This is a genomic window from Burkholderia sp. MSMB1826, from assembly GCF_001526325.1.
Taxonomy (GTDB): Bacteria; Pseudomonadota; Gammaproteobacteria; order Burkholderiales; family Burkholderiaceae; genus Burkholderia.
Genome location: NZ_LOYN01000032.1, coordinates 38,011 through 61,763, shown reverse-complemented (window position 1 = coordinate 61,763; position 23,753 = coordinate 38,011). Strand labels below are relative to the sequence as shown.

The 23,753-nt window shown below is 68.6% G+C and carries 19 protein-coding genes, 1 pseudogene and 1 riboswitch; of the genes and pseudogenes, 5 read left to right on the top strand and 15 right to left on the bottom strand.

Features of this window, described 5'->3' with window-relative positions; genetic code table 11:
* Nucleotides 1–177 precede the first annotated feature (177 nt).
* The 5 genes from WS95_RS20515 to WS95_RS20495 all read right to left on the bottom strand — a co-directional run bounded on the left by WS95_RS20515 (nt 178) and on the right by WS95_RS20495 (nt 5,541).
* Nucleotides 178–1,194, bottom strand: a complete 1,017-nt coding sequence (locus WS95_RS20515; RefSeq protein WP_059825655.1) for an NADP-dependent oxidoreductase — start codon at nt 1,192–1,194, stop codon at nt 178–180.
* Nucleotides 1,195–1,231: 37 nt separating this feature from the next.
* Nucleotides 1,232–2,020, bottom strand: coding sequence for an SDR family oxidoreductase (locus WS95_RS20510; RefSeq protein ID WP_059825404.1), 789 nt, complete (start codon nt 2,018–2,020; stop codon nt 1,232–1,234).
* A 490-nt stretch (nt 2,021–2,510) separates the two neighbouring features.
* Nucleotides 2,511–3,101: a phosphatase PAP2 family protein gene (locus WS95_RS20505; RefSeq protein WP_059825401.1), complete on the bottom strand. Its 591-nt coding sequence runs from the start codon at nt 3,099–3,101 to the stop codon at nt 2,511–2,513.
* Between the two features lie 80 nt (nt 3,102–3,181).
* Complete coding sequence (locus WS95_RS20500; RefSeq protein WP_059825398.1) at nt 3,182–4,498, bottom strand: Nramp family divalent metal transporter; 1,317 nt, start codon at nt 4,496–4,498, stop codon at nt 3,182–3,184.
* Nucleotides 4,447–5,541 (bottom strand): helix-turn-helix domain-containing protein, encoded by a 1,095-nt coding sequence (locus WS95_RS20495; RefSeq protein ID WP_059825395.1) that lies wholly within the window; start codon nt 5,539–5,541, stop codon nt 4,447–4,449. Before WS95_RS20495 ends, WS95_RS20500 begins: the two co-directional genes overlap by 52 nt.
* Before the next feature lie 462 nt (nt 5,542–6,003).
* Between WS95_RS20495 and WS95_RS20490 the strand changes: the two genes are divergently transcribed.
* The gene (locus WS95_RS20490) at nt 6,004–6,927 is read left to right on the top strand and encodes a LysR family transcriptional regulator (protein ID WP_059784168.1); all 924 of its coding nucleotides are present in this window, start codon (nt 6,004–6,006) and stop codon (nt 6,925–6,927) included.
* Between the two features lie 97 nt (nt 6,928–7,024).
* Nucleotides 7,025–7,427, top strand: a pseudogene (locus tag WS95_RS20485) (OsmC family protein).
* Nucleotides 7,428–7,523: 96 nt separating this feature from the next.
* On the opposite strand, the gene WS95_RS20480 reads toward WS95_RS20485, so the two are convergent.
* On the bottom strand, nt 7,524–8,405 hold the full coding sequence (locus WS95_RS20480; protein WP_034205298.1) for a Dyp-type peroxidase: 882 nt from the start codon (nt 8,403–8,405) through the stop codon (nt 7,524–7,526).
* 485 nt (nt 8,406–8,890) lie between these two features.
* Between WS95_RS20480 and WS95_RS20475 the strand changes: the two genes are divergently transcribed.
* Both WS95_RS20475 and WS95_RS20470 read left to right on the top strand, forming a co-directional pair.
* Nucleotides 8,891–10,753 (top strand): ABC transporter ATP-binding protein, encoded by a 1,863-nt coding sequence (locus WS95_RS20475; protein WP_059825391.1) that lies wholly within the window; start codon nt 8,891–8,893, stop codon nt 10,751–10,753.
* A 210-nt stretch (nt 10,754–10,963) separates the two neighbouring features.
* On the top strand, nt 10,964–11,677 hold the full coding sequence (locus WS95_RS20470; RefSeq protein WP_059825388.1) for a riboflavin synthase: 714 nt from the start codon (nt 10,964–10,966) through the stop codon (nt 11,675–11,677).
* Between the two features lie 72 nt (nt 11,678–11,749).
* On the opposite strand, the gene WS95_RS20465 is transcribed toward WS95_RS20470, so the two are convergent.
* Nucleotides 11,750–12,643: a LysR family transcriptional regulator gene (locus tag WS95_RS20465; RefSeq protein WP_034205301.1), complete on the bottom strand. Its 894-nt coding sequence runs from the start codon at nt 12,641–12,643 to the stop codon at nt 11,750–11,752.
* Nucleotides 12,644–12,759: 116 nt separating this feature from the next.
* Here WS95_RS20465 and WS95_RS20460 point away from each other — a divergent pair, with 116 nt between their 5' ends.
* Nucleotides 12,760–13,773, top strand: a complete 1,014-nt coding sequence (locus tag WS95_RS20460; RefSeq protein ID WP_059825384.1) for an alcohol dehydrogenase catalytic domain-containing protein — start codon at nt 12,760–12,762, stop codon at nt 13,771–13,773.
* Nucleotide 13,774: 1 nt separating this feature from the next.
* Here WS95_RS20460 and WS95_RS20455 read toward each other — a convergent pair whose 3' ends face one another.
* The 8 genes from WS95_RS20455 to WS95_RS20420 all read right to left on the bottom strand — a co-directional run bounded on the left by WS95_RS20455 (nt 13,775) and on the right by WS95_RS20420 (nt 23,640).
* Nucleotides 13,775–14,359 carry a hypothetical protein gene (locus WS95_RS20455; RefSeq protein ID WP_059825381.1) on the bottom strand — a complete coding sequence of 195 codons (585 nt, stop codon included), beginning with the start codon at nt 14,357–14,359 and terminating at the stop codon, nt 13,775–13,777.
* 77 nt (nt 14,360–14,436) lie between these two features.
* Nucleotides 14,437–15,678 carry a voltage-gated chloride channel family protein gene (locus WS95_RS20450; RefSeq protein ID WP_059825377.1) on the bottom strand — a complete coding sequence of 414 codons (1,242 nt, stop codon included), beginning with the start codon at nt 15,676–15,678 and terminating at the stop codon, nt 14,437–14,439.
* A 79-nt stretch (nt 15,679–15,757) separates the two neighbouring features.
* Nucleotides 15,758–15,863, bottom strand: a riboswitch (Fluoride riboswitch).
* Nucleotides 15,864–15,942: 79 nt separating this feature from the next.
* Nucleotides 15,943–16,962, bottom strand: coding sequence for a chemotaxis response regulator protein-glutamate methylesterase (locus WS95_RS20445; protein WP_059825374.1), 1,020 nt, complete (start codon nt 16,960–16,962; stop codon nt 15,943–15,945).
* A complete protein-coding gene (locus tag WS95_RS20440) occupies nt 16,959–19,268 on the bottom strand; it encodes a hybrid sensor histidine kinase/response regulator (protein WP_059825371.1) in 2,310 nt (769 codons plus the stop codon). Before WS95_RS20440 ends, WS95_RS20445 begins: the two co-directional genes overlap by 4 nt.
* A complete protein-coding gene (locus WS95_RS20435; RefSeq protein WP_059825368.1) occupies nt 19,265–19,975 on the bottom strand; it encodes a chemotaxis protein CheW in 711 nt (236 codons plus the stop codon). The genes WS95_RS20440 and WS95_RS20435 overlap by 4 nt, the downstream gene beginning before the upstream one ends.
* A 46-nt stretch (nt 19,976–20,021) precedes the next feature.
* Complete coding sequence (locus WS95_RS20430) at nt 20,022–21,458, bottom strand: CheR family methyltransferase (RefSeq protein WP_059825364.1); 1,437 nt, start codon at nt 21,456–21,458, stop codon at nt 20,022–20,024.
* Nucleotides 21,455–21,967 (bottom strand): chemotaxis protein CheW, encoded by a 513-nt coding sequence (locus tag WS95_RS20425; protein WP_059784202.1) that lies wholly within the window; start codon nt 21,965–21,967, stop codon nt 21,455–21,457. The genes WS95_RS20430 and WS95_RS20425 overlap by 4 nt, the downstream gene beginning before the upstream one ends.
* Nucleotides 21,964–23,640, bottom strand: a complete 1,677-nt coding sequence (locus tag WS95_RS20420) for a methyl-accepting chemotaxis protein (protein ID WP_034205310.1) — start codon at nt 23,638–23,640, stop codon at nt 21,964–21,966. Before WS95_RS20420 ends, WS95_RS20425 begins: the two co-directional genes overlap by 4 nt.
* Nucleotides 23,641–23,753 lie beyond the last annotated feature (113 nt).

Genomic DNA, 23,753 nt, shown 5'->3' with positions numbered 1-23,753 from the left:
GTGACCGAAAAAACGGGCGGCGTGACGCATCGGTCACGCCGCCCGTGTGCTGGCAATTACTGTAAGGAGAGCGGCCCGGACAATATATGGGACAAGTCCGAAACTGAAGCCGAATCGATCGAACTCAGCGTAGTCGACACGGCCCCGCGGCCCGATGCGACCGAAGTCGCACGCCCGTCACGCGTTCGGATCGACGCGCAGCACGAGCTTGCCGCGATGGTCGCCGTCGAACAGGCGGTTCAGCACGTCGGGCGCGTTTTCGAGACCGTCGGCCACGGTTTCCTCGGCCTTGAGCCGGCCGTCGCGCAGCCAACCCGCGAGCGTCTGCACGGCTTCGCGGCTCTTGCGGTAATCGAGGATCAGGAAGCCGCGCATCGTCAGCCGCTTCGAGATCAGCACGCCGACGTCGTCGGCCGCGCGGCCGCTGTTGTAGTTCGAGATCACGCCGCACAGCGCGACGCGCCCGCCGATCACCATCCGCGACAGCACCGCGCGCATCACCTCGCCGCCGACGTTCTCGAAGTTCACGTGCACGCCGTCCGGCGTCGCCGCCTTCAGTTGCTGGCGGAAATCGTCGGCCTTGTAGTCGACGGCCGCGTCGAAGCCGAGCGTCTCGGTCAGGTAGCGGCACTTGTCCGCGCCGCCCGCGATGCCGACCACCCGTGCGCCGTGAATCTTGCCGATCTGCCCGGCGATCGAGCCGACCGAGCCGGCCGCCGCCGACACGACGAGCGTTTCGCCCGGCTGCACCGGCGCGATGTCGGTCAGCCCGTAGTACGCGGTCAGCCCGCTCATCCCGCACGCGCCGAGCAGCGTCGGCAGCGGCAGGCCGGACTGCGCGGGCAGCTTCACGAGCTGCGCGGCCTGCTCGGCCGGCACGACCGCATAGTCCTGCCAGCCGACGAGCCCCTGCACGAGCTCGCCTTCCGCGAAGCCCGCATGGCGCGACGCGACCACGCGGCCGATACCGAGCGCGCGCATCACCTCGCCGATCGCGACGGGCGGCAGGTACTGCGGCACGTCGCTCATCCACACGCGGTTGGTCGGGTCCATCGACAGATACAGCACGCGCACGAGCACCTCGCCGTCGGCAAGCGCCGGCACCGGCGTCTCGACGAGCGAGAAGTGTTCGCGGCCGACCCGCCCTTCGGGGCGCGTCTTCAGCAGCAGCTGGCGGTTCACGGTTGTCGACATGATGTTCTCCTCCAATCGTCGTGGTTCGGGATGCGTGTCAGACCGCGCACATGCCGCCGTCGATCACGAGTTCGGCGGCCGTCACGAAGCGGCTCTCGTCGGATGCGAGATACACGGCCGCGTGCGCGACGTCGTCCGGCTCGCCGAGCCGGCGCAGCGGAATGCCGCGCGCGAGCTTGCGCGTCGCGTCGCGTTCGCCGAGCGACTGGAACAGCGGCTCGACGATCCCCGTGCGGATGAACGCCGGGTGAATCGAATTGCAGCGCACGTCGATCTCGCGGCGCGCGCAATCGATCGCGACCGACTTCGTCAGCGACGCGACCGCCGCCTTCGACGCGTTGTACGCGGTGAAGTCCGGCTCGACCTTGAACGCCGCGACCGACGAGATGTTGACGATCGACGCGGGACGGCTCTCGGCCAGGTACGACAGCGCATGCTTGCAGCCGAGCACGATGCTCTCGACGTTGATCGCCATCACGCGCCGCCATTCGTCCAGCTCGATTTGCGCGGGCGAACCGATCGAGCCGACGCCCGCGTTGTTGACGAGCACCGACAGCCCGCCCATCGCGTCGGTCGCCTGCGCGAGCAGCGCCTGCCAGCGCGCTTCGTCGCGCACGTCCTGGGTCGCGGAGAACGCGACCGGCGTCGTACGGCCCGCATTGAGTTCCTGCGCGAACGCATCGAGCACCGCCGCTTCCGCGATGTCGGTCAGGAACACGCGCGCACCCTGCTCGACCATCCGGCGCGCGATCGCACGGCCGAGGCCGCCCGCGGCGCCCGTGATGTATGCGCACTTGCCGGCGAGGCGCGGAGAAACGATTGTCATGTGACCTGCTCCTGTCGTGAATCGTCGTCGCGCAACGCTGCCGCGACGGGGTTTGCGTGCATGGTCCAGCCGACCTGCGCCGGTCGCCGGTCGCCGACACGGCGACGCAACGCACGGTTCCCGCGAGTATATCGAGATGGCCGCGACGCACGCCGGACCGGCCGCGCAGCTTGCCCGCGATGAAACGACAGCCAGCGTACGCGAATGCTGCCGATCGATGAAATGAATCTTCGTTATGCCCGGTCATAGGCGTCGTTCATGACTTGCACGTACCGGCGCCCGTGCGCGAACCGCCCGGTGCGGCCGCTCGGATGGATTGCGTCGGCCAGCCGATCAACGGGAGACGGGCGTTGCGTTGCGCACGGAGAAGAATGCAATCGGGAAGACGAGCCGGCGTGGCATCGTGCCATGCGCGGGAAAACGCCGGACGAACGCCGGCGGCGAGAACGCGCCAAGCAGGCGGCGCCGGAGCGCCCGCCGTCGGCGACCGTCAGAACCCGTCGCCCGACGGCGCGCGCACGAACGCGCAGAGCTGCGGCGAATGCGTGTCGATCATCCGCTGGAACGGTGCACGGTGCCCGTACGCGATACCCGACACGAGCAGCAGGCAAACCGCCGCGACACGCGGCGAAAACGCGCGCTGCCGCGCGCCGTCGTAGCCGCGCAGGAACACCAGCGCGACCAGCGCGCCGAGCATCCAGCCGACGACGACTTCCGGCACGGTGTGCGAATGATCGAACACGCGCGCGACGGCCGTGACCGCGCCGACGGCCAGCCCGGCCGCGATGCCGGGCGCCTTGCCCGGCCGGAACGCCTGCCACAGCATCGACAGCGCGACCGTCCACACCGACGTCGACAGCATCGTATGGCCGCTGATCACGCGGAAATCGAATTGCGGCAGCTCGATGCCGCATCCGGCATAGAGGATTTTCGTGGCGCCGACGACGCCCATGCCGGCGGCCAGCAGCACGCCCCAGCGGGCGGCGAGACGCCAGTCGGTCAGCGCGAGCCATGCCGCGCAGGTCAGCGCGATCGGCAAGGTCAGCGCGGCATCGCCGATGTTGCTGATTTCACTCCACATGACGAACTTCGGGGACGATCGAAAGGCCGCAGTTTACCGCAAGCGCGCAGCGCACCTGTGTCAGCCTGTGACAGGCTGTATCAGCCCGCGACACCGGTAATCAACAGCAGGTTCGTGCCGGTGATCACCGCGAACAGCGCCCATGCGGCCACCTGCATCCCGCGGCCGATCGCATGCTCGCCCATCGTGCCGCGGTCGCTGACCGAGCGGATCAGCGGCCACATCGCGAACGGCAACTGCAGGCTCAGCAGCACCTGGCTCCATACGAGCAGTTGCCCGACCGAGCCGTCGCCGAGCCACAGCACGCCGATCAGCGCCGGCACGAGCGCGAGCCCGCGCGTGATCAGCCGGCGCTGGTAGCACGGGATCTTCGTATGCAGGAAGCCATCCATGATGACCTGGCCGGCGATCGTGCCGGTGAGCGTCGAGCTCTGCCCCGACGCGAGCAGCGCGATGCCGAACAACAGCGCGGCCGCGCCGCCCGCGATCGGCGTGATCAGCCGATACGCCTGCTCGATGTCGGTCACGTTGTGCTGGCCGGTCGCATGAAATGCCGCACCCGCGACGACGAGGATCGCCGCATTGACGAGCATCGCGACGAACAGCGACACGCAGGTATCGATGCGCACGAGTGCGAGCGTGTCGCGGATCACGCCGCGCGCGCCGCCGACGACGTGCCGCGTCTGCACGACCGACGAATGCAGATACAGGTTGTGCGGCATGATCGTCGCGCCGACGATGCCGAGCGCGAGCACGATCGCGTCCTTGCGGTCGTGGCCGGGATCGCCCGGCACGAGCCCGCCGACCACCGCATGCCAGTCGGGCGGCGTGATCGCCACCTGCGCGACGAAGCAGAACGCCATCGTCGCGATCAGCCCGAGCACGATCGCCTCGATCTGCCGGAATCCCTTGCCCTGCAGGCCGAGCACGATCACCGTGTCGAGCGCGGTCAGCACGACGCCCCACGCGAGCGGCACGCCGAGCAGCAGCTTGAACGCGAGCGCGCAGCCGAGCACTTCCGCGATGTCGCACGCGATGATCGACACTTCGGCGGTGATCCACTGCACGACGCGGCCGAGGCGCCCGTAGCGGTCGTAGCTGGCTTGCGCGAGATCCTTGCCCGCGACGAGGCCGAGCCGCGCCGCGAGCATCTGCAGGAAGATCGCCGCGAGGCTCGAGAACGCGACGACCCACAGCAACGCATAGCCGAACTGCGAGCCCGCCTGGATATCGGTCGCCCAGTTGCCGGGATCCATGTAGCCGATCGCGACCAGCAGGCCGGGGCCGAAAAAACGCCTGAGCTTGCGCCAGCGCGGCGCGGCAGCGTCGATCGTGATGCTGCCCTTTACTTCCGACGGGCAGAAAGGGGCGGTGGCGGTAGTGGGGAGGAAGGGCATGGAAACCGGGAATCGAGATCGCGACACGACGATTCTACGGGTATCCGGCCCGTTTTCCCGCGCTCGGCCGCGCATGCGTCGCAACCCGCCCCGTCGCCGTCGCCGTCGCCGTCGCCGTCGTGGTCGCCGTCGCAACACGCGGCGGCGCGACCGTCGTCCGAACCGGGCGACGCCGCGCCGTGCGCGAGGATTTTTTCCCGCTCGGCGACGCGGAATTCGGTCGGCGACATCAACAGGCGCTGGCGAAACAGCTTCGCGAGCCGCTCGCCGCTGCCGAACCCGGTGCGCCGCGCGACCTTGTCGGCCGGCAGCGTCGTATGGATCAGCATGTGGCACGCACGTTCGAGCCGCACGTGCTGGACGAACTCGGTCGGCGTCACGCCGATTTCCTTCTTGAAGCGCCGCAGGAAATTGCGCTCGCTCATCGCGGCCGCCTGCGCGGCGTTCGCGATCGAGACGCGGTTCACGCTCTGCGCGCGCAGCCGCTGCACGGACATCCGGATCGACGGGCTCGCGCTCAGTTCGCGGAACGCCCACATCGACTGCACATAGCGCTGCTCGACCGGCCGCATCATGTTGCTGGCGATCTCCTGCGCGGCGCTGTCGCCGAGGTCGGCGCGGAACATGTCGAGCGCGGCGGCAAACACGTCGGTTTCGCCGACCCGCGATTCGATCGTCGTGGCGGCCCGGCGCCCCGCCCGGCCCGGCCGCCCGTCGATCGACGACGACGGCCGCCGCGTCGCGGCGAGCGCGGGCAGATCCATCGCGTCGACGATCCAGCGCGCATGCCGGCGAATGTCGGTCAGGCGTCGTTGCAATGCGTCGTCCCAATTGACGGCCGCCCGGTCGCCATGAAGATGAAAGAACGCGAGCGCACGGCGGCTGTGTTCGTCGCCGAGCGGATCGGCCGCGATTCTCACGCCGGACGACGACTGCAACAGTCCCCCGCTTTCGGATACGTATTTGAGCTGATAATCCGCGCCGTACCCATGCAGGCGATTCGCCAGGTTGAAGGCTTCGCCGAGACGCGCGGCCTGGGCCAACGAAAACCCCGTACTCAAATAGATAACGACCCACCGCTGATCTGCTGCATTCACTGGCCAAGCCCCCGACTTGTTCGACTTCTTCTAATACCGTCGAACTGTCAGGCTTATATTTGGTTTGAATGCGTGCGACAGGACGGCTATCCCGAAATATGAAGCGACGGCATCTTAGCCGAACGGGTAGTGCCTTTGGCGCTAAATGGCCGACGGGGACAGCATGATGGCGGATTACTACAGGCTGCCGTGCGCCGCCGGTAAGCCGGCACGGAATCGCGCATACGATGCGGCCGACCATCGCGGCCGTCATGCGTGTCGACGCCGTTCGCGCCGATACGCGAGCGGCCGCTCGACCGCTGCGCGACGCCATCGAACACGCACGATCGGCGCGTATGCCGAGCCGCGCATCCGTTGCCTGCGCATCCTTTAGAATCGATCCGTCCTTCACCACGCCGCCCGCGCTCCGTGCCCGCCGATCACCGTCTCGACCTGAACCTGTTTCGCGTGCTCGACGCCGTCTACGTGCATGGCGGCATCGGCGCGGCCGCCCGCGCGCTGCATCTGACGCAACCGGCCGTCACGCATGCGCTCAACCGGCTGCGCGCGCATTTCGACGATCCGCTGTTCGTGCGCCAGGGCAATCGCGTCGTGCCGACCGAGCGCACGCGGTCGATCATCGCGGACGTGCAGCGGCACCTGAAGGGCCTGCAAGGCACCGCGCGCGATCCGTCCGCCTTCGATCCCGCGACGCTCGACCTGAGCATCGCGGTCGGCATTCGCGACGTGCTCGAATCCATCGCATTGCCGCGCATCGTCGCCGCGTTCGCCGACGAAGCGCCGGGCTTGCGGCTCGTCAGCCGCCGCATCGCGGTGCCCGACATCGAACGCGAACTGGCGTCGGGCAACCTCGATCTCGTCGTCGATCGCCGCGTGCCGACCGGCGCGCGCATCGCCACCGAACACCTGCTCGACGATTCGCTCGTCGTCGCGATGCGCCGCGATCATCCGCTGGCGCGCGACCCGCTGCGACGCGGCGACTATTTCGCGGCGCAGCATATCGCCGTGTCGTCGCTCGGCGCGCCGCAATCGCTCGACGTCCTGCTCGGCAACGACGGGCGCTTGCGCGACATCCGGCTCACCTGCCAGCACTATTTCGCCGCCTGCCAGATCGCCGCGGCCGGCCATCTGCTCGTCACGCTGCCGCACACCTATGCGCGACGCATGGCCGCGCTGCTGCCGATCGCCGTGCGGCCGCTGCCGCTGCGGCTCAAGCCGTTCCCGCTGCTCGCGTACTGGCACGAGTCGCGCGACACCGATCGCGCGCATCGGTGGGTGCGCGAACGCATCGCCGCGCTCGTGCGCAGCAGCGCCGGTATCGCCGACACGTAGCGGCGCGGCACGCGAGCGCGCGAGCGCGACGGTATGCTGGCGGCTGCGCGCCGCCGCACGGCGCCCTCTTTCCTCGATCCGCTACCGGAGATTTGCCATGTCCCTCATCCACGCCGACGCCGTCCTCGATGCCGACGCGCCCGACTACGTCGTCCAGCTGCAGGCCGGCACGCATGCGCTGACCGGCGACGAAGCGCCGCGCGAAGGCGGCCGGGATCGCGGGCCGGCGCCATACGAGTTCGTGCTGGCCGGGCTCGCGCAATGCACGGCCGCGACGCTGCGCATGTACATGCAGCGCAAGACGTGGCCCGGCCGCGCGCATCACGGTGCACACCGAGCTGCATGCCGATCGCGATGGCGTACAGTACGTGCGCCGCGTCGTGACGCTCGACGGCCCGCTCGACGACGCGCAACGCCAGCGTCTCGCGGAAATCTGCGAGAAGACGCCGGTCACGCAGTTCATCAAGCGCGGCACGCGGATCGACACGACGTTGAACTGACGCACGCGGCAGGCCATACGGTCTGCCGCGCGAAAAACGAAACGGGCGGGCCGCGCATCCGGCGCGACCCGCCCGTTCGTCGATCCCGCCCGCCGCTTACAGTCCGAGCGCGGACAGGTCCAGCTTGCCGTCCTTCATCGGCGGGCACCAGAAATACGCGCCCGTCAGCGGCCGCGTGAAGCGGAACAGGCCGTCGACGATCCCGTCTTCCGCGCCGCTCATCCGGCGCATCTGCACGTCGAACGCGCGGAACGAGCAGCCGAACGCGACGAAATAGAGGCCCGCGCGGCGCGCGTCCGACCACGGCGACGAACGGCGCAGCATGAACGCCTCGGGCTCGAAGCTCTCTTGCGCGGTGCGCTTCACGTGCGCGAATTCGGGCGCGTCGTCGAGTTCCTCGTTGTCCGAACGGCGGCGCCCGATGATGTGATCCATCTCGCCCGACGGAATGCGCTCCATCTGGTCGAAATCGTGCACCCACTGCTGCACTGCGACGAAGCTCGAACCGTCGAGCCCCGCGCCCTGCCCCGTCACGATCGCCGCGGCGATCGCGTCGTCGCCTTCCGGGTTCTCGGTGCCGTCCTCGTAGCCGGACAGGTCGCGATCGTTCGAATAGCGGAAGCCGTCGACGGCGTCCTGCAGCACGAACGCCGGCGCGAGCGCGCGTTCGATCGCCCGCGCGCGCAGCACGATCTCGCCGCGATCGTCCGAGCGCAGCCAGACCCACACGTCGGCCGGCGTCGCCGGCAGCGTCCGGTCGTTCACCGCGAACGCCGGATAGTCGGTCAGGCCCGGCACCGGATGTCCGAGATAGGCAGCCAGCGCGTGCCCGAAGCCGACGACCGTGTCGCGTCCGTCGACGATCTCGCGCAGCGCGGCCAGCGCCGCGGCGATATTGCCGTCATTCGACATCGTGAAAGTGAGGTATCGCGCTGCCGTATCGATCGGAGCCAGGATGCCTTGCTGAACGTCGCTCATCGTTTCCTCGGGAAGGGTTCGGAGTGGATCCGGGCGGGCGCGCGTCGTCGCGCGCCGCGGACGCCGAAGTGTAATCGATGCGTCCGCCGCGGCCCGTGCCCGCCATCGCGCAACGTACGCGAAAAGGGGCCAAAACCCTGAATACTAACCGTATCGACGCTGCAACGCCGCATTCGTCAGACATTGCGGCGCGCGCGACACTCCTGATAAAATCGCTGCACGTCTTTTCGGCGTCCTTTCAACCGTTCACTTCAGGGAGGTGCAGATGTTCCGAATGCCAGCAACCTTCCCGAACGTGGTCTCACGGCGCAGTTGATCCAGCCCGCCGTCCGCGCCGGCTCCCGAGTTTTCCGCTGACCCGTCAGCCGCGCTTTTCCCGACAGCCCGTTTCGTTCCGCCCGCGTGTTTCGCGCGGCCCGGCTGTTGCGTTTTCGACGTTCTCCGAACCGGAAAGTCCCGTCGCGCGACGCGCCGGGCAACGATAAATGACCAGAAAAACCTCCCATCTGGGCGGCCATGCATTCCAGGCCGTCTTCGGCTTCACCCTCCGTTACTGGCGCAAGCAGCCGGCGCGCATCGCCGCGGTCGCGAGCCTCGCGCTGCTCGCCGCGCTCGCCGACGTCCTCACGCCGCTGTTCGCCGGCCGCCTCGTCGACGCGCTGTCGAGCGGCCTGACCGACCGCGCCGCCGCGTGGCATTCGGCCCTCGTCGCGTTCGCCACGCTCGCCGCGCTCGGCATCGGCGCGACGGTGCTGCGCCAGGGCGTCTACCTGAACATCATCACGCTCACGCTGAAGATGATGAGCGAGATCGCCGCCGCGTCGTTCCACCGCGTGCAGCGCTTCTCGACCGACTGGCATGCGAACAGCTTCGCGGGCTCGACCGTGCGCAAGATCACGCGCGGCATCTGGGCGCTCGACCTGCTCAACGACACCGTGCTGATCGCGCTGCTGCCGTCGGTCGCGATGCTGGTCGGCGCGACCGTGCTGCTCGGCACGCACTGGCCCGTGATGGGGCTCGTCGTCGGCGCGGGGTCGCTGCTGTACATCGCGGTGACGGTCGCGGTGTCGCTCGGCATCGTCGCGCCTGCCGCCCGGCTCGGCAACCTGTGGGACACGCGCATGGGCGGCGCGCTCGCCGATGCGGTGAGCTGCAACGCGGTGGTCAAGGCGTTCGGCGCGGAAACGCGCGAGGAAGCGCGGCTCGCACGCGTGATCGGCAAGTGGCGGCAGCGCACGCGCCGCACGTGGGTGCGCGGCACGTTCAACGGCGGGTTGCAGGGCGCGATGCTCGTCGCGATGCAGGCCGCGATGATCGGCGTCGCCCTGCGGCTGTGGATGAACGACGAGGCGAGCGTCGGCGACATCGCGTTCGCGCTGACGATGTTCTTCATGCTGCAGGGTTACCTGCGCGACGTCGGCATGCACATCCGCAACCTGCAGCGCTCGGTGAACGACATGGAAGAACTCGTCGCGCTCGAACGCCAGCCGCTCGGCATCGACGATCGCCCCGGCGCGCCGGCCATCCGGATCGGGCAAGGCGAGATCCGCTTCGAGCACGTGACGTTCCGCTACGGCAACCACCCGGTGCCGCTGTACGACGATTTCTCGATGCGGATCGCGCCCGGCGAACGCGTGGGCCTCGTCGGCCATTCGGGGTCGGGCAAGACGACGTTCATCAAGCTGATCCAGCGCCTGTACGACGTATCGGGCGGCCGCATCACGATCGACGGCCAGGACATCGCGCAAGTGCGGCAGGATTCGCTGCGCAGCCAGATCGCGATCGTCCAGCAGGAGCCCGTGCTGTTCCACCGCACGCTCGCGGAGAACATCGCGTATGCGCGCCCCGATGCGAGCCGCGCCGACATCGAGCGCGCCGCGCGCCTGGCCAGCGCGCACGACTTCATCGCCGCGCTGCCGGACGGCTATGACACGCTCGTCGGCGAACGCGGGATCAAGCTGTCGGGCGGCGAGCGCCAGCGCGTCGCGATCGCGCGCGCGTTCCTCGCGGATGCGCCGATCCTGATCCTCGACGAAGCGACGTCGAGCCTCGACAGCGAAAGCGAGCTGCTGATCCAGCAGGCGATGGAGCGGCTGATGGTCGACCGCACGACGCTCGTCGTCGCGCACCGGCTGTCGACCGTGCGTGCGCTCGACCGGCTGCTGGTGCTCGATCGCGGCAAGGTGATCGAGGAAGGCAACCACGACGCGCTGATCCGCATCGACGGCGGCATCTATCGCCGGCTGTTCGAGCGGCAGGCGCTGGAGCTGGCGAAGGGGCTCGCCGATTCGCCGCGACGCACGGCGGATCGCAATGCCGGGCCGCTGGGAGAGCCGGCCGAGGTTTGATGCAGGCGCGTCGCGACCTGGCCCGGCGGCGCAGTCATCGCCGCCGGGCCTCGCGGCGGCAATCGGTTCCGGATCGAGGCCGTGCCATGCGCACGGCCTTTTTTCGTGTCCGCGGCGTTGGCTCGGCGGTGCCGGACCGCGCGCCGCGGCGTGTTCGCCGCCGGGATCACTTATCATGTCGGCCAGGCAATTCGCGACGAAAGGCAGACCATGTTTACAGGCATTGTTCAGGGCGTCGGCACCATCGACGCCATCAAGGATCACGGCGAGCTGAGGACCTTCAGCATCGCATTCCCCGAGCGGTTCACCGACGATATCGAGATCGGCGCGAGCGTGTCGGTCGATGGCGTCTGCCTGACGGTGACGACCATCCATTCGCCGGTGCTGATCGACTTCGACGTGATGTTGCCGAGCCTGCGGATCACGACGCTGGCCGACCTCTCGACCGGCGCGCGCGTCAACGTCGAGCGGGCCGCGAAGGACGGCGCGGAGATCGGCGGGCATCCGCTGTCCGGCCATGTCGATTTCACGGGGACCATCGCGCACATCGCGTCTTCCGAGCACAACCGAATGATCCGCATCGGCGTGCCGGCCGAATTCAAGCGCTATGTGTTCGCGAAGGGCTACATCGCGATCAACGGCTGCAGCCTCACCGTGTCGGACGTCAATCGCGACGAAGGCTGGTTCGACGTGTGGCTGATTCCCGAAACGCGCCGCGCGACCACGTTCGATGCGAAGGGCGTCAACGACAAGGTCAACATCGAGATCGAGCGCAGCACCCAGGTCGTCGTCGATACGATCCGGGAATCGGTCAAGGAAACGCTCGGCGAATTGAACGGCGTCGTCACCGCGCTGCTGGCGGAAAAAGGCATCGATATCGAGGAACTGCTGGCGCGCAATGTCGCGCGGCTGCCGAAGCAGTAAAGGTCGATGACCTGCGTGCCACGGTATGTCGCGTGGGTACGCAGGCTTATTCGTCCGTGGCGCTCCGACCGGTCAAGGCTTGCCGTTCTTGAAGGCCGCAACCAGAAATTCGACGAGCACTCGGACCCGCATCGGAAGGCGTCGGCCTGCGGGGTACACGAGATGGATGGGGAAGCGTTCAGGCTGCAACTGCGGCAGCAGGACGCGAACCTTGCCGGATCGAATGTCTTCCTCGAACAACCAGGACGGCGCTTGCGCAATGCCGAGGCCGCATAGAACGGACGCCCGGATGTGTTCGGCGTCGCCCGTCATCAGCGAGCCGTGCGGCACGTAGGAGACGGTTTCCTTTTTGACCTTGAACGCCCACGGTTTCGGCTCGCGATCTTTCGAAAATACCACGCACGCGTGCCGATCGAGGTCGGAAAGTCGCTGTGGCTCGCCACGTGCGGCAACGTAGTCCGAACTGGCGACGAGCAGGAAATCCGCGTCGGTCAGTTTTTTGGCGGTGAGTGACGAATCCATCAACTGCCCGTGCCGGATGCCAAGATCGACGCCATCGCCAACCAGATCGACCAGCCGCTCGGAAACCGATAATTCGACGCTTACGTCCGGGTAGCGCTTGAAGAATTCCGGCAACAACGGGGTAATGCACAGCCGTCCGTGTGCCGGCGCCGTGTTGACCCTGACGACGCCCTTGGGGGCGCGCTGACGGTCGCCCACTGACGCTTCGAGCACGTCAAAATCGTCAATGAGTTGCTTGGCTGACTCGTAGAACGCGAGCCCCGCATCGGTGACGATGACCTTGCGCGACGTGCGCATCAGAAGCTGCGCGCCAAGGTGAGTTTCGAGCGCACCGATTTTCTTGCTGACGGCAGGCTGTCCTATTCCATGTTCGCGCCCCACGGCCGAGAAATTGCCGCATTCGACAAGGCGGACAAACAGCCGAATTGCATCCAGACGATCCATCAGCGGGCTTCCCGGCGATTCCAAAATGGAATTGATGGTATGTCGGAACAGGCCGTTTCGGCAATATCGAAATCGCCGTAGATTCACGGTTGTTCAGCCAACCGACACGACCGACCATGAAAGCACTCAGTGTGACGCCCGACCGCGAACTCGAACTGCGCGACATTCCCACGCCACTCGACGCCGCACCCGAGCATGTGTTGATCGACATGGATGCGTCAGCCATCAACCACGGCGACAAGACGTTCCTCACAAGGCCGGCAGCGGCGGGTCTTGCGTTGCCGTTGAGCGAACACGCTGTCTGGGGCGCATCCGGTGCCGGAAGAGTCGTCTCCGTCGGCGACGGTGTGCCGCAAAAATACCTCGGCAAACAGGTGGCGATTTATCGCTCGCTGGCCCGAAGCCCGCGCAGCGTCGGCTTGTGGTCCGAGCGCGCACACGTGCCCTACAGCACGTGCCTGATTTTGCCCGAGCACGTTTGTGCGCGAGATTATTGCGGCTCGCTCGTGAACGCGATGACGGCTTACGCATTTCTCGACGAAGCCGAAAGGGACGGGCACAAGGGTGTCATCGTGACGGCTGGCAATTCGGCAACAGGCCGTGGGATCGCGGCGCTCGTGCGCGACAGACAACTGCAAGCGATCTTTCTGGTTCGTGGCGACGCCGCGCGCGACACGTTGCGCGCGGCCGGCGTTGAGCACGTGATCGTCACGCGAGAAGGATTCGAGCGCGAGCTTGCTTCGCTCGCGGCGGAACTGAACGCGACAGCCGTTTTTGACGGCGTCGGCGGCGAATTGCTCAGTCACGTGTTGCCGGTGCTGCCGCCGAACCCGACGGTCTACGTGTACGGCTTTCTGGGCGCTGCGTCGCCGGTCGTGATTCCTTCCGTCCTATTCATGTCAAAAAATCTGACGATGAAGCGGTTCAGCAATTTCGACAGCCGCACGGTGAAGGAACCCGACAACCTTGTCCGCGCGCTCGGCAACCTGGAACAGGTGATCGACGATCCGTTGTTCAGAACGAAAATCGGCGACATGTTTCGCCTCGATCAAATCGAAGAGGCGATGCGGTACGAATCGGCCGAGGGCGCCAAGGCGGTGTTGGTGCACGGTGATCGCAGCGACACGTGAGCTAGGTGATCCGCTGGATCACCGAGTAGCGGCTGCCGTCGGAAAACACCTCGATCCACGGTTCCGATTCCTCGAACGTCCAGAGAACGAGTTCGAGGTCGATCAGTTCATTCCAGTCATCGTCGGGCCACGGCATGTTCCATCCGCCCGCGACGGCCACCACGCCGCCTGTATAGAGCGGGCATTGCGCCATCCATTCGCGCTCGTAGTCGTGCGCGGCCGCGCCCTTGAAGTTACCGTTGAATCCCCAGTCGCGCCGCCAGCCGAGTGCGTCGAGGTACGCGCCGATCGCGGCGGAGCCGAAGCGGAACACCGCGTCGACCGATGGAAGCGACATCGCGTCGGATCGGCACAGCGGGCGGGCGGAGCGGACAGGTTGCGTGGAAGTCTCCACGCGGCCTGACGTGCCGCCATCGTCGAGATATACGTTCAGCCAGACGCCGTCGCGCTCGACGGAAATGCACAACGCGCCGGCATCAACTCCATGCCAGTAGCCGGTGACGGGTTCGCCGTCGTCCGCGAAGCGGTACTGACGGCACGGCCTCGCAAGCCGCTTCGCTTCGTTCAGAAAATCGTCCGACGTCATTGGATGCCTCTCTTTTCAGCGTCCCGGGTATCGCATCGCACCGCCGCGATCGAACGACATCGACCGCGGCCCCCACCTCACTCCGCCTCCGCCCGCGCCCCCTTCCCCACCGCCACGCGCTGCGCGCGATAAATCCCCGCGGGTCCGGAGAACAGATACGCGACGACACAGGCGACGATCGCATACACGCCGATGTCCGCGCCGAACAATTCGATCGCCATGATCGTCGACGCGATCGGCGTGTTCGCCGCGCCCGCGAACACCGCGACGAAGCCGAGCCCCGCGAGCACCGGCACCGGCAGCGCCAGCACCTGGCCGAGCACATTGCCGAGCGTCGCGCCGATGTAGAACAGCGGCGTCACTTCGCCGCCCTTGAATCCCGACGCGAGCGTGACGACGGTGAACGCGAACTTGCCCGCGAAATCGTAAAGCGGCAGCGGGCCGTGAAACGCGGCCTCGATCGTCGGGATGCCGAGGCCGAGATACCGCGGCACGTTCAGCACGGTCGCGGCCACGGCGACCAGCAGGCCGCCGAGCACCGGCTGCAGCGGCGCATGGCGGATCGCGCGGCGAAACCACGCGGTCAGCGCATGCGTCGCGAACGCAAACAGCCGTCCGACCACGCCGAACGCGATGCCCGCGACGACCGTCACGGCCAGCCCCGTCGCCGATACGGCCGGCACGAACGGAATCGCATAGGCCGTGTGATGGACGCCCCACGCGCGGCACACGGCGTCCGCGACGATCGCCGACGCGACGCAGGCCAGCAGCGCGTCGTATCGCACGCGCCCGATCGCGAGCACCTCGAGCCCGAACACGGCGCCTGCGAGCGGCGTGCCGAACACCGACGCGAAGCCGGCCGCGATGCTGCCCATCAGCAGCACGCGACGATGCTCGCGATCGAGACGAAACAGGTGCGTGACGCGATCGGCGAGCGCGCCGCCCATCTGCACGGCCGTGCCCTCGCGGCCGGCCGACCCGCCGAACAGGTGCGTGACGACGGTCGCGATGAGCACGAGCGGCGCCATCCGCTTCGGCACGAGCGCCTTCGGGTCGTGAATCTCGTCGATCAGCAGGTTGTTGCCGCGCGCGACCGACTGGCCGAAGCGATGGTAGATCCAGCCGGTGGCGAAACCGGCGGCCGGCAGCCCCCACAGCAGCCACGGATGCGCGACGCGCGTGCCGGTCGCCCAGTCGAGCGCGATCAGGAACACGGCGGAAGCCGTACCGGCCAGCGTGCCGAGCAGCGCGGAAAGCGCGAGCCAGCGGCACACATAGCGCACGGTCGCGAAAAGATCGGCAGAAGTCGTGAAGAACATGATTTCCAGATTCGACGGAACATCGAAACCTGGGCGGCAGAACGCCGGATGGACGGCCTGCGACCTCCTGACGACCCAGGAACACGCAGGCATCATCAGCCGGGCAAACCGGCGGTTGAGGGCCGCACCGCGCGCGCCACGCGCCGCGAACGACCGCAGGGAGGCATGCCATCTCCGCAGGCCGCGATTGTACGCGACGCCGCGCCACGCACGCAATGCAGACGCCGGCGCACCGCGAAACGACGGCGCCCGCCTGGTGCGCCGTCAGTCGCGCGGCGCGAGCGCGATCCGCGCGATCAACTGCGGCGCGATCTGATCGAGCGGCAGGATCGCCGACGCCGCGCCGATCGCCGCGGCCGCCTTCGGCATCCCGTACACGGCGCTGGTCGCTTCGTCCTGCGCGATCGTATAGCAGCCCTTCGCGCGCATCGCCTTCAGGCCGAGCGCGCCGTCGCGTCCCATGCCCGTCAGCAGCACGCCCAGCGCCTCGCCCTGCCAGCCGTCCGCGACGCTGTTGAAAAACACGTCGATCGACGGCCGGTACGGCGTTTCGGCCGGATGCCGCGTATAGCCGAGCACGCCGCGCGGCGACAGCATCAGATGGTCGTTGGTCGCCGCGAGCAGCACCTCGCCCGCTTCCGGCACGCTGCCCTGTCGCGCGACGCGCACCGGCAGCCGCGTATAGCCGTCGAGCCATTCGGCCATGCCGTACGCGAATGCCTGGTCGACGTGCTGGACGATCACGATCGCGGCCGGAAAGTCAGCCGGCAGCGCGCGCAGCAGCGCGGTGAGCGCGGTCGGCCCGCCCGCCGACGCACCGATCGCGACGAGCGTCGGCTGTCCGCGCGCGGGCGCCGGCCCCGGCGGCACGAGCGCCGCGGTGCGGCTTTCGAGCAGCCGGCCGATCTGGTCGATCTTCGCGAGCAGCGCCTGCGGCGACGCATCGGTCGACAGCCCGAGCGCGAGCGTCGGCGTGTCGACCGCGTCGAGCGCGCCGGCGCCCATCGCTTCGTACACCGACGACGTGTTCGCGCTGACGCTCGCCGTCACGATCAGGATCGCGCACGGCGCGCGCGCCATGATGCGGCGCGTCGCGGCGACGCCGTCGACCTTCGGCATCACGAGATCCATCAGCACGACGTCGGGCGGATGCGCGACGCAGAAATCCACGGCCTCGTCGCCATCGGTCGCCACCCACAGCACGCGATGGTCCGCGCGCAGCGCGATCACGCGGCGCAGGGCCTCCACGGCCAGCGGCAGATCGTTGACGATGCCGATGTTCATCGGTGCGCGTCCCCGATCAGGTCGTGCACGGCATCGAGCAGCGCCTCGTCGTGGAAGCTGCTCTTCGCGAGATAGTAATCGGCGCCGGCATCGAGCCCGCGCCGGCGATCCTCGTCGCGATCCTTGTACGACACGATCATCACCGGCACGCGCTTGAGCATCGGGTCGCTCTTGATCAGCGTGACGAGTTCGATGCCGTCCATGCGCGGCATGTCGACGTCGGTCACGACGAGATCGAACGCATCGCTGCGCACCGCGTTCCACCCTTCCATCCCGTCGACCGCGACCGTCACGTCGTAGCCGCGCTTTTCCAGCAGCTTGCGTTCGAGCTCGCGCACCGTCAGCGAATCGTCGACGACGAGCACGCGGCGACGCCGGTCGGCGAGCGCGAGCTGCGGATCGCGCGTGAGCCGCGCGAGCTGGCCGCCGCGCACGAGCTTGTCGACCGAGCGGATCAGGTCCTCGACGTCGACGATCAGCACCGGGTCGCCGTTCTCGAGCAACGCGCCGGCCGCGATGTTCTGAATCTTGTTCAGGCGGCTGTCGAGCGGCTGCACCACGAGCATCCGTTCGCCGAGGAAGCGGTCGACCGCGACGCCGTACAGCTCGGGTTCGCCACCGACGACCACGACCGCGGTGGTCGCGCGCACGACATCGGGCTCGCCCGCGTCGAGCAACTGGTGCGCGGCGACGAGGCCCGCGCGCCGGCCGTCGAACGGAAAATGCGGCTGCCCTTCGAGCACGTCGATGTCGTCGTGCGCGAGTTCGAGCGTGCGTCGGACGTGCGCGAGCGGGAACGCATACGGCTCGCCGCCGACCTCGACGAGCAGGCTGCGGATCACCGACAGCGTGAGCGGCAACTGCAGCACGAAGCGCATGCCGGCGCCCGGCTCGTTGAAGATCCGCACCGCGCCGCGCACGCCGCGCACCATCTCCTGCACCGCGTCGAGGCCGACGCCGCGTCCCGATACGTCGGTCACCGCATCGCGCATCGAGAAGCCCGGCAGCAGCAGGAATTCGAGCAGTTCGGGATCGGACAACCGCGCGGCCGTCTCGTCGTCGGTCAGGCGTTGGCGCACGACGGCCGCGCGCAGCGCATCCATGTCGACGCCCGGCCCGTCGTCGATCACGCTGACGAGCAGCGAGCCCGCGCTGTGGCGCGCCTCGAGCGTGACGCTCGCCTCGGCCGGCTTGCCGCGCGCTTGACGCGCGTCGGGCGAATCGACGCCGTGGTCGATCGCGTTGCGCAACAGGTGGCCGAGCGGCGCGTCGAGCAGGTCGAGGATGTCGCGATCGACCTGCGTGCCTTCGCCAACGATCGAGAAACGCACCTGCTTGCCGAGCGAGCGCGCGAGATCGCGGACGATGCGCGGATAGGCGCGCGTCGCGTCGCCGAACGGCCGCATCCGGCATTGCAGCGCCTCGTCGTACAGTTGCTCGGCGATATGCGTGCTGCGCCGCTCGAAGCGGTCGAATTCGTCCATGCGCTCGGCGAGCGAGCGCTGCAGGTCGTTGAGCATGTGCCGCACTTCGTTCATCGACGCGAGCATGCCGGCGTCGAGATCGTCGGCGTACTGCTCGTACATCAGGTCGAGCGAACGGGCCGCGTCGCGCTGCGCGCGCTTCACGCGCAGCATCGATTCGGCGAACGGCTTGAGCCAGCGCGATTCGACCAGCGATTCGCCGGACAGGCTCAACAACCGGTTCAGCGTATCGGCGCGCACGCGGCGCATCGCACCGGCGCCCGCGACGCGGCCGGCCTGGACCGGATCGGGCGCCGTGCCCGACACGGCGAGCGGCGGCATCGCGGCACTCGCCCCGACCGGCTCGTTCGCGGCGCCGTCGTGTTCGCGATACGGCACCAACGACGGCGGCACCGGCGGCGGCACGGCGGCCGGCGCCTGCATCGTTTGCGCGCCGTCGGCGCCCGTCAGCGCCGCCGCGAACCCGTCGATCTCGGTCTGGGACACGGGCTGCCCCTGCGGATCGCCGACGCGCACCAGCAAATCGACGCCGGCCAGCAGCACGTCGACGTGCGTGGCAGTCAGCGCGATCGTGCCGGCCTGCGCGGCGACGAAGCATTCCTCCATCCGCCCGGCGATCTCGACGCCGAGCGGCACGCCGACGATGCGCGCGGCGCCCTTCAGCGAATGCGCGGCGCGCATGCACGCTTCGAGCGCGACGGAATCGGGCTCGCCCGATTCGAGCGCGAGCAGCCGCTCCGACAGCGCCTGGGTCTGCGTGCGCGTCTCCTCGCGATACAGCTCGAGCAGCGACAGGTGGCTCAGGTCGTCATCGCCGCTCATCGCATGCTCCGTGTCACGGCGTCGAACAGACGATCGTCGTCGAGCAGCCCTACCGACTTGCCGCGCCACGACAGCACGCCGCGCGACAGGCCGGCGCTCGCGCGCCCGACCGTGGCAGGCACCGGCACCCAGTCGGAGGCGCCGAAGCGCAACACGCCCTCGACCTCGTCGACCGGAAACACGACCGGTTCGCCCTGGTGCGCGGCCACCAGCAGCCGCGTGAAACGGCCGTCGTCGCCACTGCCGCTGCCGGTCTTGCCGGCATCCAGGCCGAGCAGCGCACCGATCGAGATCGCGATGCGCAGCGTGCCGCGGATGTTGACCACCCCGCGCACGGCCGAATGGCGGCGATGCGGCAGGGAATGGATCGGGCGCGTGCCGGCGATCTCGCGCAGCACGCCGATCGGCAGCGCGAGCCATTCGTCGGCCACCCGGAACGCGAGCGCCGCATGGCGCGTATCGCCGTCGTCGTCGCGCGCATGCGCGGTGCCGAACGCGCTCATTCGGCGCGTGACGTCCGTCATCTCAGCGACGTCGAGCTGACGCTCGAGCAGCTTCGCCGCGTGACCGGCGTAGACCGGGCAGTTCAGGCAGCGCAGGCAGTCGTTCAGCCGCTCGCACGAGCGGTCGCCGCGCGTGCCGATCCGGTTCCAGCAATCGTCGACGTCGAGCGTCGCGTCGTCAGTGGTAGCGGCGGCGCGGTTCATGAATTCCTCTGGTCATCGCGGTGTCGGTCCCATTCCCGTCGTCGTGTCAGCCGGCCGAACGCCGGGCGCGTTCGAGCAGCCATTGCGCGCCCGCACGATCGCCGCCGACGTCGAGCAGCGTCGCGAGATGCGTCAGCGCCTCGTGATGCGTGGGGCGCAGGTACAACGCCTTCCGGTAGAAGTCGCTCGCCTCCGCGGCGCGCCCACGCGCATCCGCGATCAGTCCGTTCAGGTAGAACGCGTCGGCATGCGGGCCGACGCGCGCCGAGAACTGCGCGAGCACGCGCTCGGCCTCGTCGAACGCACCCGCGTTCGCGAGGGCCTGGGCATCCTCCAGCGTCGGCGCATCCTCCAGCGTCGGCGCGTCGTCGATCGTCGGGGCGATGCCGTCGTAGGCCGGCGCGGCCGCCACGGCGGTTGCCACGGCAAGCTCGGCCCGTGCGTCGATTGCGGCCGTCGGCACGGCCGGCGCCGCCGCGAACGGCTGACGCCCGTCGCCGAGCCAGGCGGGCGGCTCCACGGCCGCCGCCGGGTGCAGTGCGGCGAGCGGTGCGACCGTGACGCGCTCCGCGCGCCGGTACGGCGCCGCCGCGGACAGCGGCGCAACCGGCCGGACCGCGCATGCATCGGCCGCCGCCGCGCCGGCCGACTCGCGATGAAACGCGAACGCCAGCGGCACGCGCGCCGAGCGCATCCCGTGCCGCATCGCGACGCCCGTCTCCGCCGGCCCGACGAACAGCATGCCGTCGTCGGCGAGACGCGCGTCGAGCGAGCGGATCACGCGATCCTGCGCATCGCGGTCGAAATAGATCAGCACGTTGCGGCAGAACACGAAGTCGTAGCGAATGCCGTTGTCGGCAACCGGTTCGACGAGGTTCGCGTGACTGAACTGCACGCACGCGCGCACGCGCTCGTCGAGGAGCCAGCCGTCGCGGGTCGGCGTGAAATACCGCGTACGAAACTCCGTCGCCGTTCCGCGAAACGCATTGCGTCCGTAACAGCCGAGCCGCGCCTGCTCGATCGCGCGCGCGCTCAGGTCGATCGCGTCGATCGCGAAGCTGGCCGGCTCGAGCCCCGCATCCAGCAATGCCATCGCCGCCGAATACGGCTCCTCGCCCGTCGAGCACGGCGCGCTCAGCACGCGGATCACGCGGCCGGGCATCGCGGCGAGCCGTTCGGCGGCCTGCCGCGCGAGCGTGGCGAAGGCTTCGCGGTCGCGGAAGAACCACGTCTCCGGGACGACGAACAGCTCGATCAGCGCGCGCCGTTCGTCAGCCGACGCGTTGAGGTGCTGCCAGTACGCGTCGAGCGCTTCCGGCGTCACGGTCGGCCGCGCGGCCGACGGCACGCGCTCGCCGTCCGCCTGCACCGCATGCACGCGATCCGTCAGCGCCCGCATCAGGAAATCGTTGCCGAGCGAATCGGGGTCGATGCCGGTCTCGCGCAGCAGCCAGCCGCGAAATCGCGATTCGGACGCGTTCATGCGGATTCCTCCCCGTGGCCCGACAGGCCGTCGAACAGATACAGGCGGGCAACGTCGTCGATCAGGTCGGACACGGAGATCTGCTGCACGACGCCGTCGGGCGTGTTCGCGACCTGCCCGAGCCAGCGCGTGCGCGCGGTGGAGACGCCGCTAGCGCGGAACGCCGCGCGGTCGATCCGCATCGTCTGCGTCGCACGCTCGACGATCAGGCCGATCGTGCGCTCGCCACCGGCGTGACCGGCGCGATGGCGGACCATCACGAGCCGCGTCGAGCGCAGCGCCTGCGCGCGCCGCCCGAGCGCCAGCATCGGCACGTCGATCACCGGCACCGGCTGGCCGCCGCGCATCAGCAGCCCGGCGATCCAGTCGGGCGCGCCGGGCACCGCCTTCGTGACGGCGAGCGGCAGCACCTCTTCGATGCCGGCCGCGTCGAGCGCATAACGCTCGCCGTCGAGCTCGAACATCAGGAACAGCGCGTGGGCGCCGTGCTGCGGATCGGCGCGCGTCACGCGTCGACCTTGAAGCGCGACACGCTGGTGCGCAACTGGTTCGCGACGAGCGTCAGGTCGTCGATCGCCTGCGACGACTGGCGCAGCGACTCGGCCGTCTGCTGCGCGGCTTCCGACAGCTGCGACAGCGCCTGCGTGATCTGCTCGGCGCCGTTCGCCTGCGTCTGCATCCCTTCGTTGACCATCTGGAAGCGCGGCGCGAGCGTCTGCACCTCGGCGATGATCTGCGACAGCTGCCCGCCGACCTGCTGCACGTCGAGCATCCCGCGGCGCACTTCCTCGGAGAACTTGTCCATCCCCATCACGCCCGCCGACACCGCCGACTGGATCTCCTTCACCGTCTGCTCGATGTCGTAGGTCGCCACCGCCGTCTGGTCGGCCAGGCGGCGGATCTCGGTCGCGACGACCGCGAAGCCGCGGCCGTATTCGCCGGCCTTCTCGGCCTCGATCGCCGCGTTCAGCGACAGCAGGTTGGTCTGGTCGGCCACCTTGGTGATCGTCGCGACCACCTGGTTGATGTTCAGCGCCTTCTCGTTGAGGATCGCGAGCTTCGCGTTCACCGAGCCGGCCGCATCCATCACGCTGCGCATCGTCTCGCCCATCCGCGTGAGCCCGCTCTGGCTCACGCCCGCGAGCGTCGCCGACTGCTCGGCCACGCCGGCCACCTCGTTCATCGTGCGCAGCAGGTCGCGCGACGTCGCGAAGATCTCGCGCGAGGTCGCGCCGATCTCGGTCGTCGTCGCCGCGGTTTCGTTCGCGGTGGCCTGCTGCTCGCGCGACGTCGCGGCGATCTCGGCCACCGACGTCGTCACCTGCATCGACGACTGCTGCGCACGCGAGACCAGCTCGGTCAACTCGTCGGCCATCCGGTTGAAGCCCGTCTCGAGCGTGCCGAATTCGTCGCGCCGGCGCAGGTCGAGGCGACGCGTCAGGTTGCCGGTGCGCATCACGTCGTGCACCTCGACGAGGCGCGCCATCGGTACGGTGACCGAACGGTACAGCCCGTAGCCGAGCCCGAGCGCGGACAGCAGCACGAACGCCAGCGCGGTCGCGAGCACGATCTCGGTGTCCTGCACCGATTCGCGGATCAGCTTCGCGGATTGCTCGGCGAACTTGCGGTTCTCCTGCACCAGCACGTTCGCGTTGCGCACGACCTCGGTCCACGCGGGCAGCACCTTCGCGTAGGCGGCGACCGCTTCGTCTCGCGACGCTCGGCTCTTCCGCATCGCTTCGTTCAGCAGCGGCACGTAGTGATCGTAGGCGCCGCGGAACGCCGCGAAGCGCTGCCGGTCGTCGTCGCGGAACGTCGTGTTCTGGTAGTCCACCGACAGCGACTCGATGTCCTTCAGCACGTCGGGGATCCTGGCGAGATCGCGCTGCACGGTTTCGGGTTCGGTATCGACGAAGGTCGCCTGCTGCAGCAGCGTGAACGATTCGTTGACCGAGCCGCGCAGCGTCGACGCGAGGTAGACGCCGGGCAGCGAGTCGCGCTCGATGCTGACGGCTTCGGTGTTGATCGCGCGCAGTCGCTCGTACGACACGCCGGCTGTCACCAGCATCAGCACGAACAGCACGCCGAAGCTGAGCAGGATGCGATTGCCGAGCGTCAGCCGGGCAGCGCCGATCGTCGGATGCAGGCTTTCATTGGTCGTGCGGGGCGTCACGGTGGCCATGTTCGTTATGGGCTTTCTAAATTCAGCGTTGAAAAAATCCGCGCCCGCCTGCGCGCCGGGTGGCGCGCCACGAGCGCATCGGGGTCTCGCGGGCGGCGCGGCGCCGGCAGGCC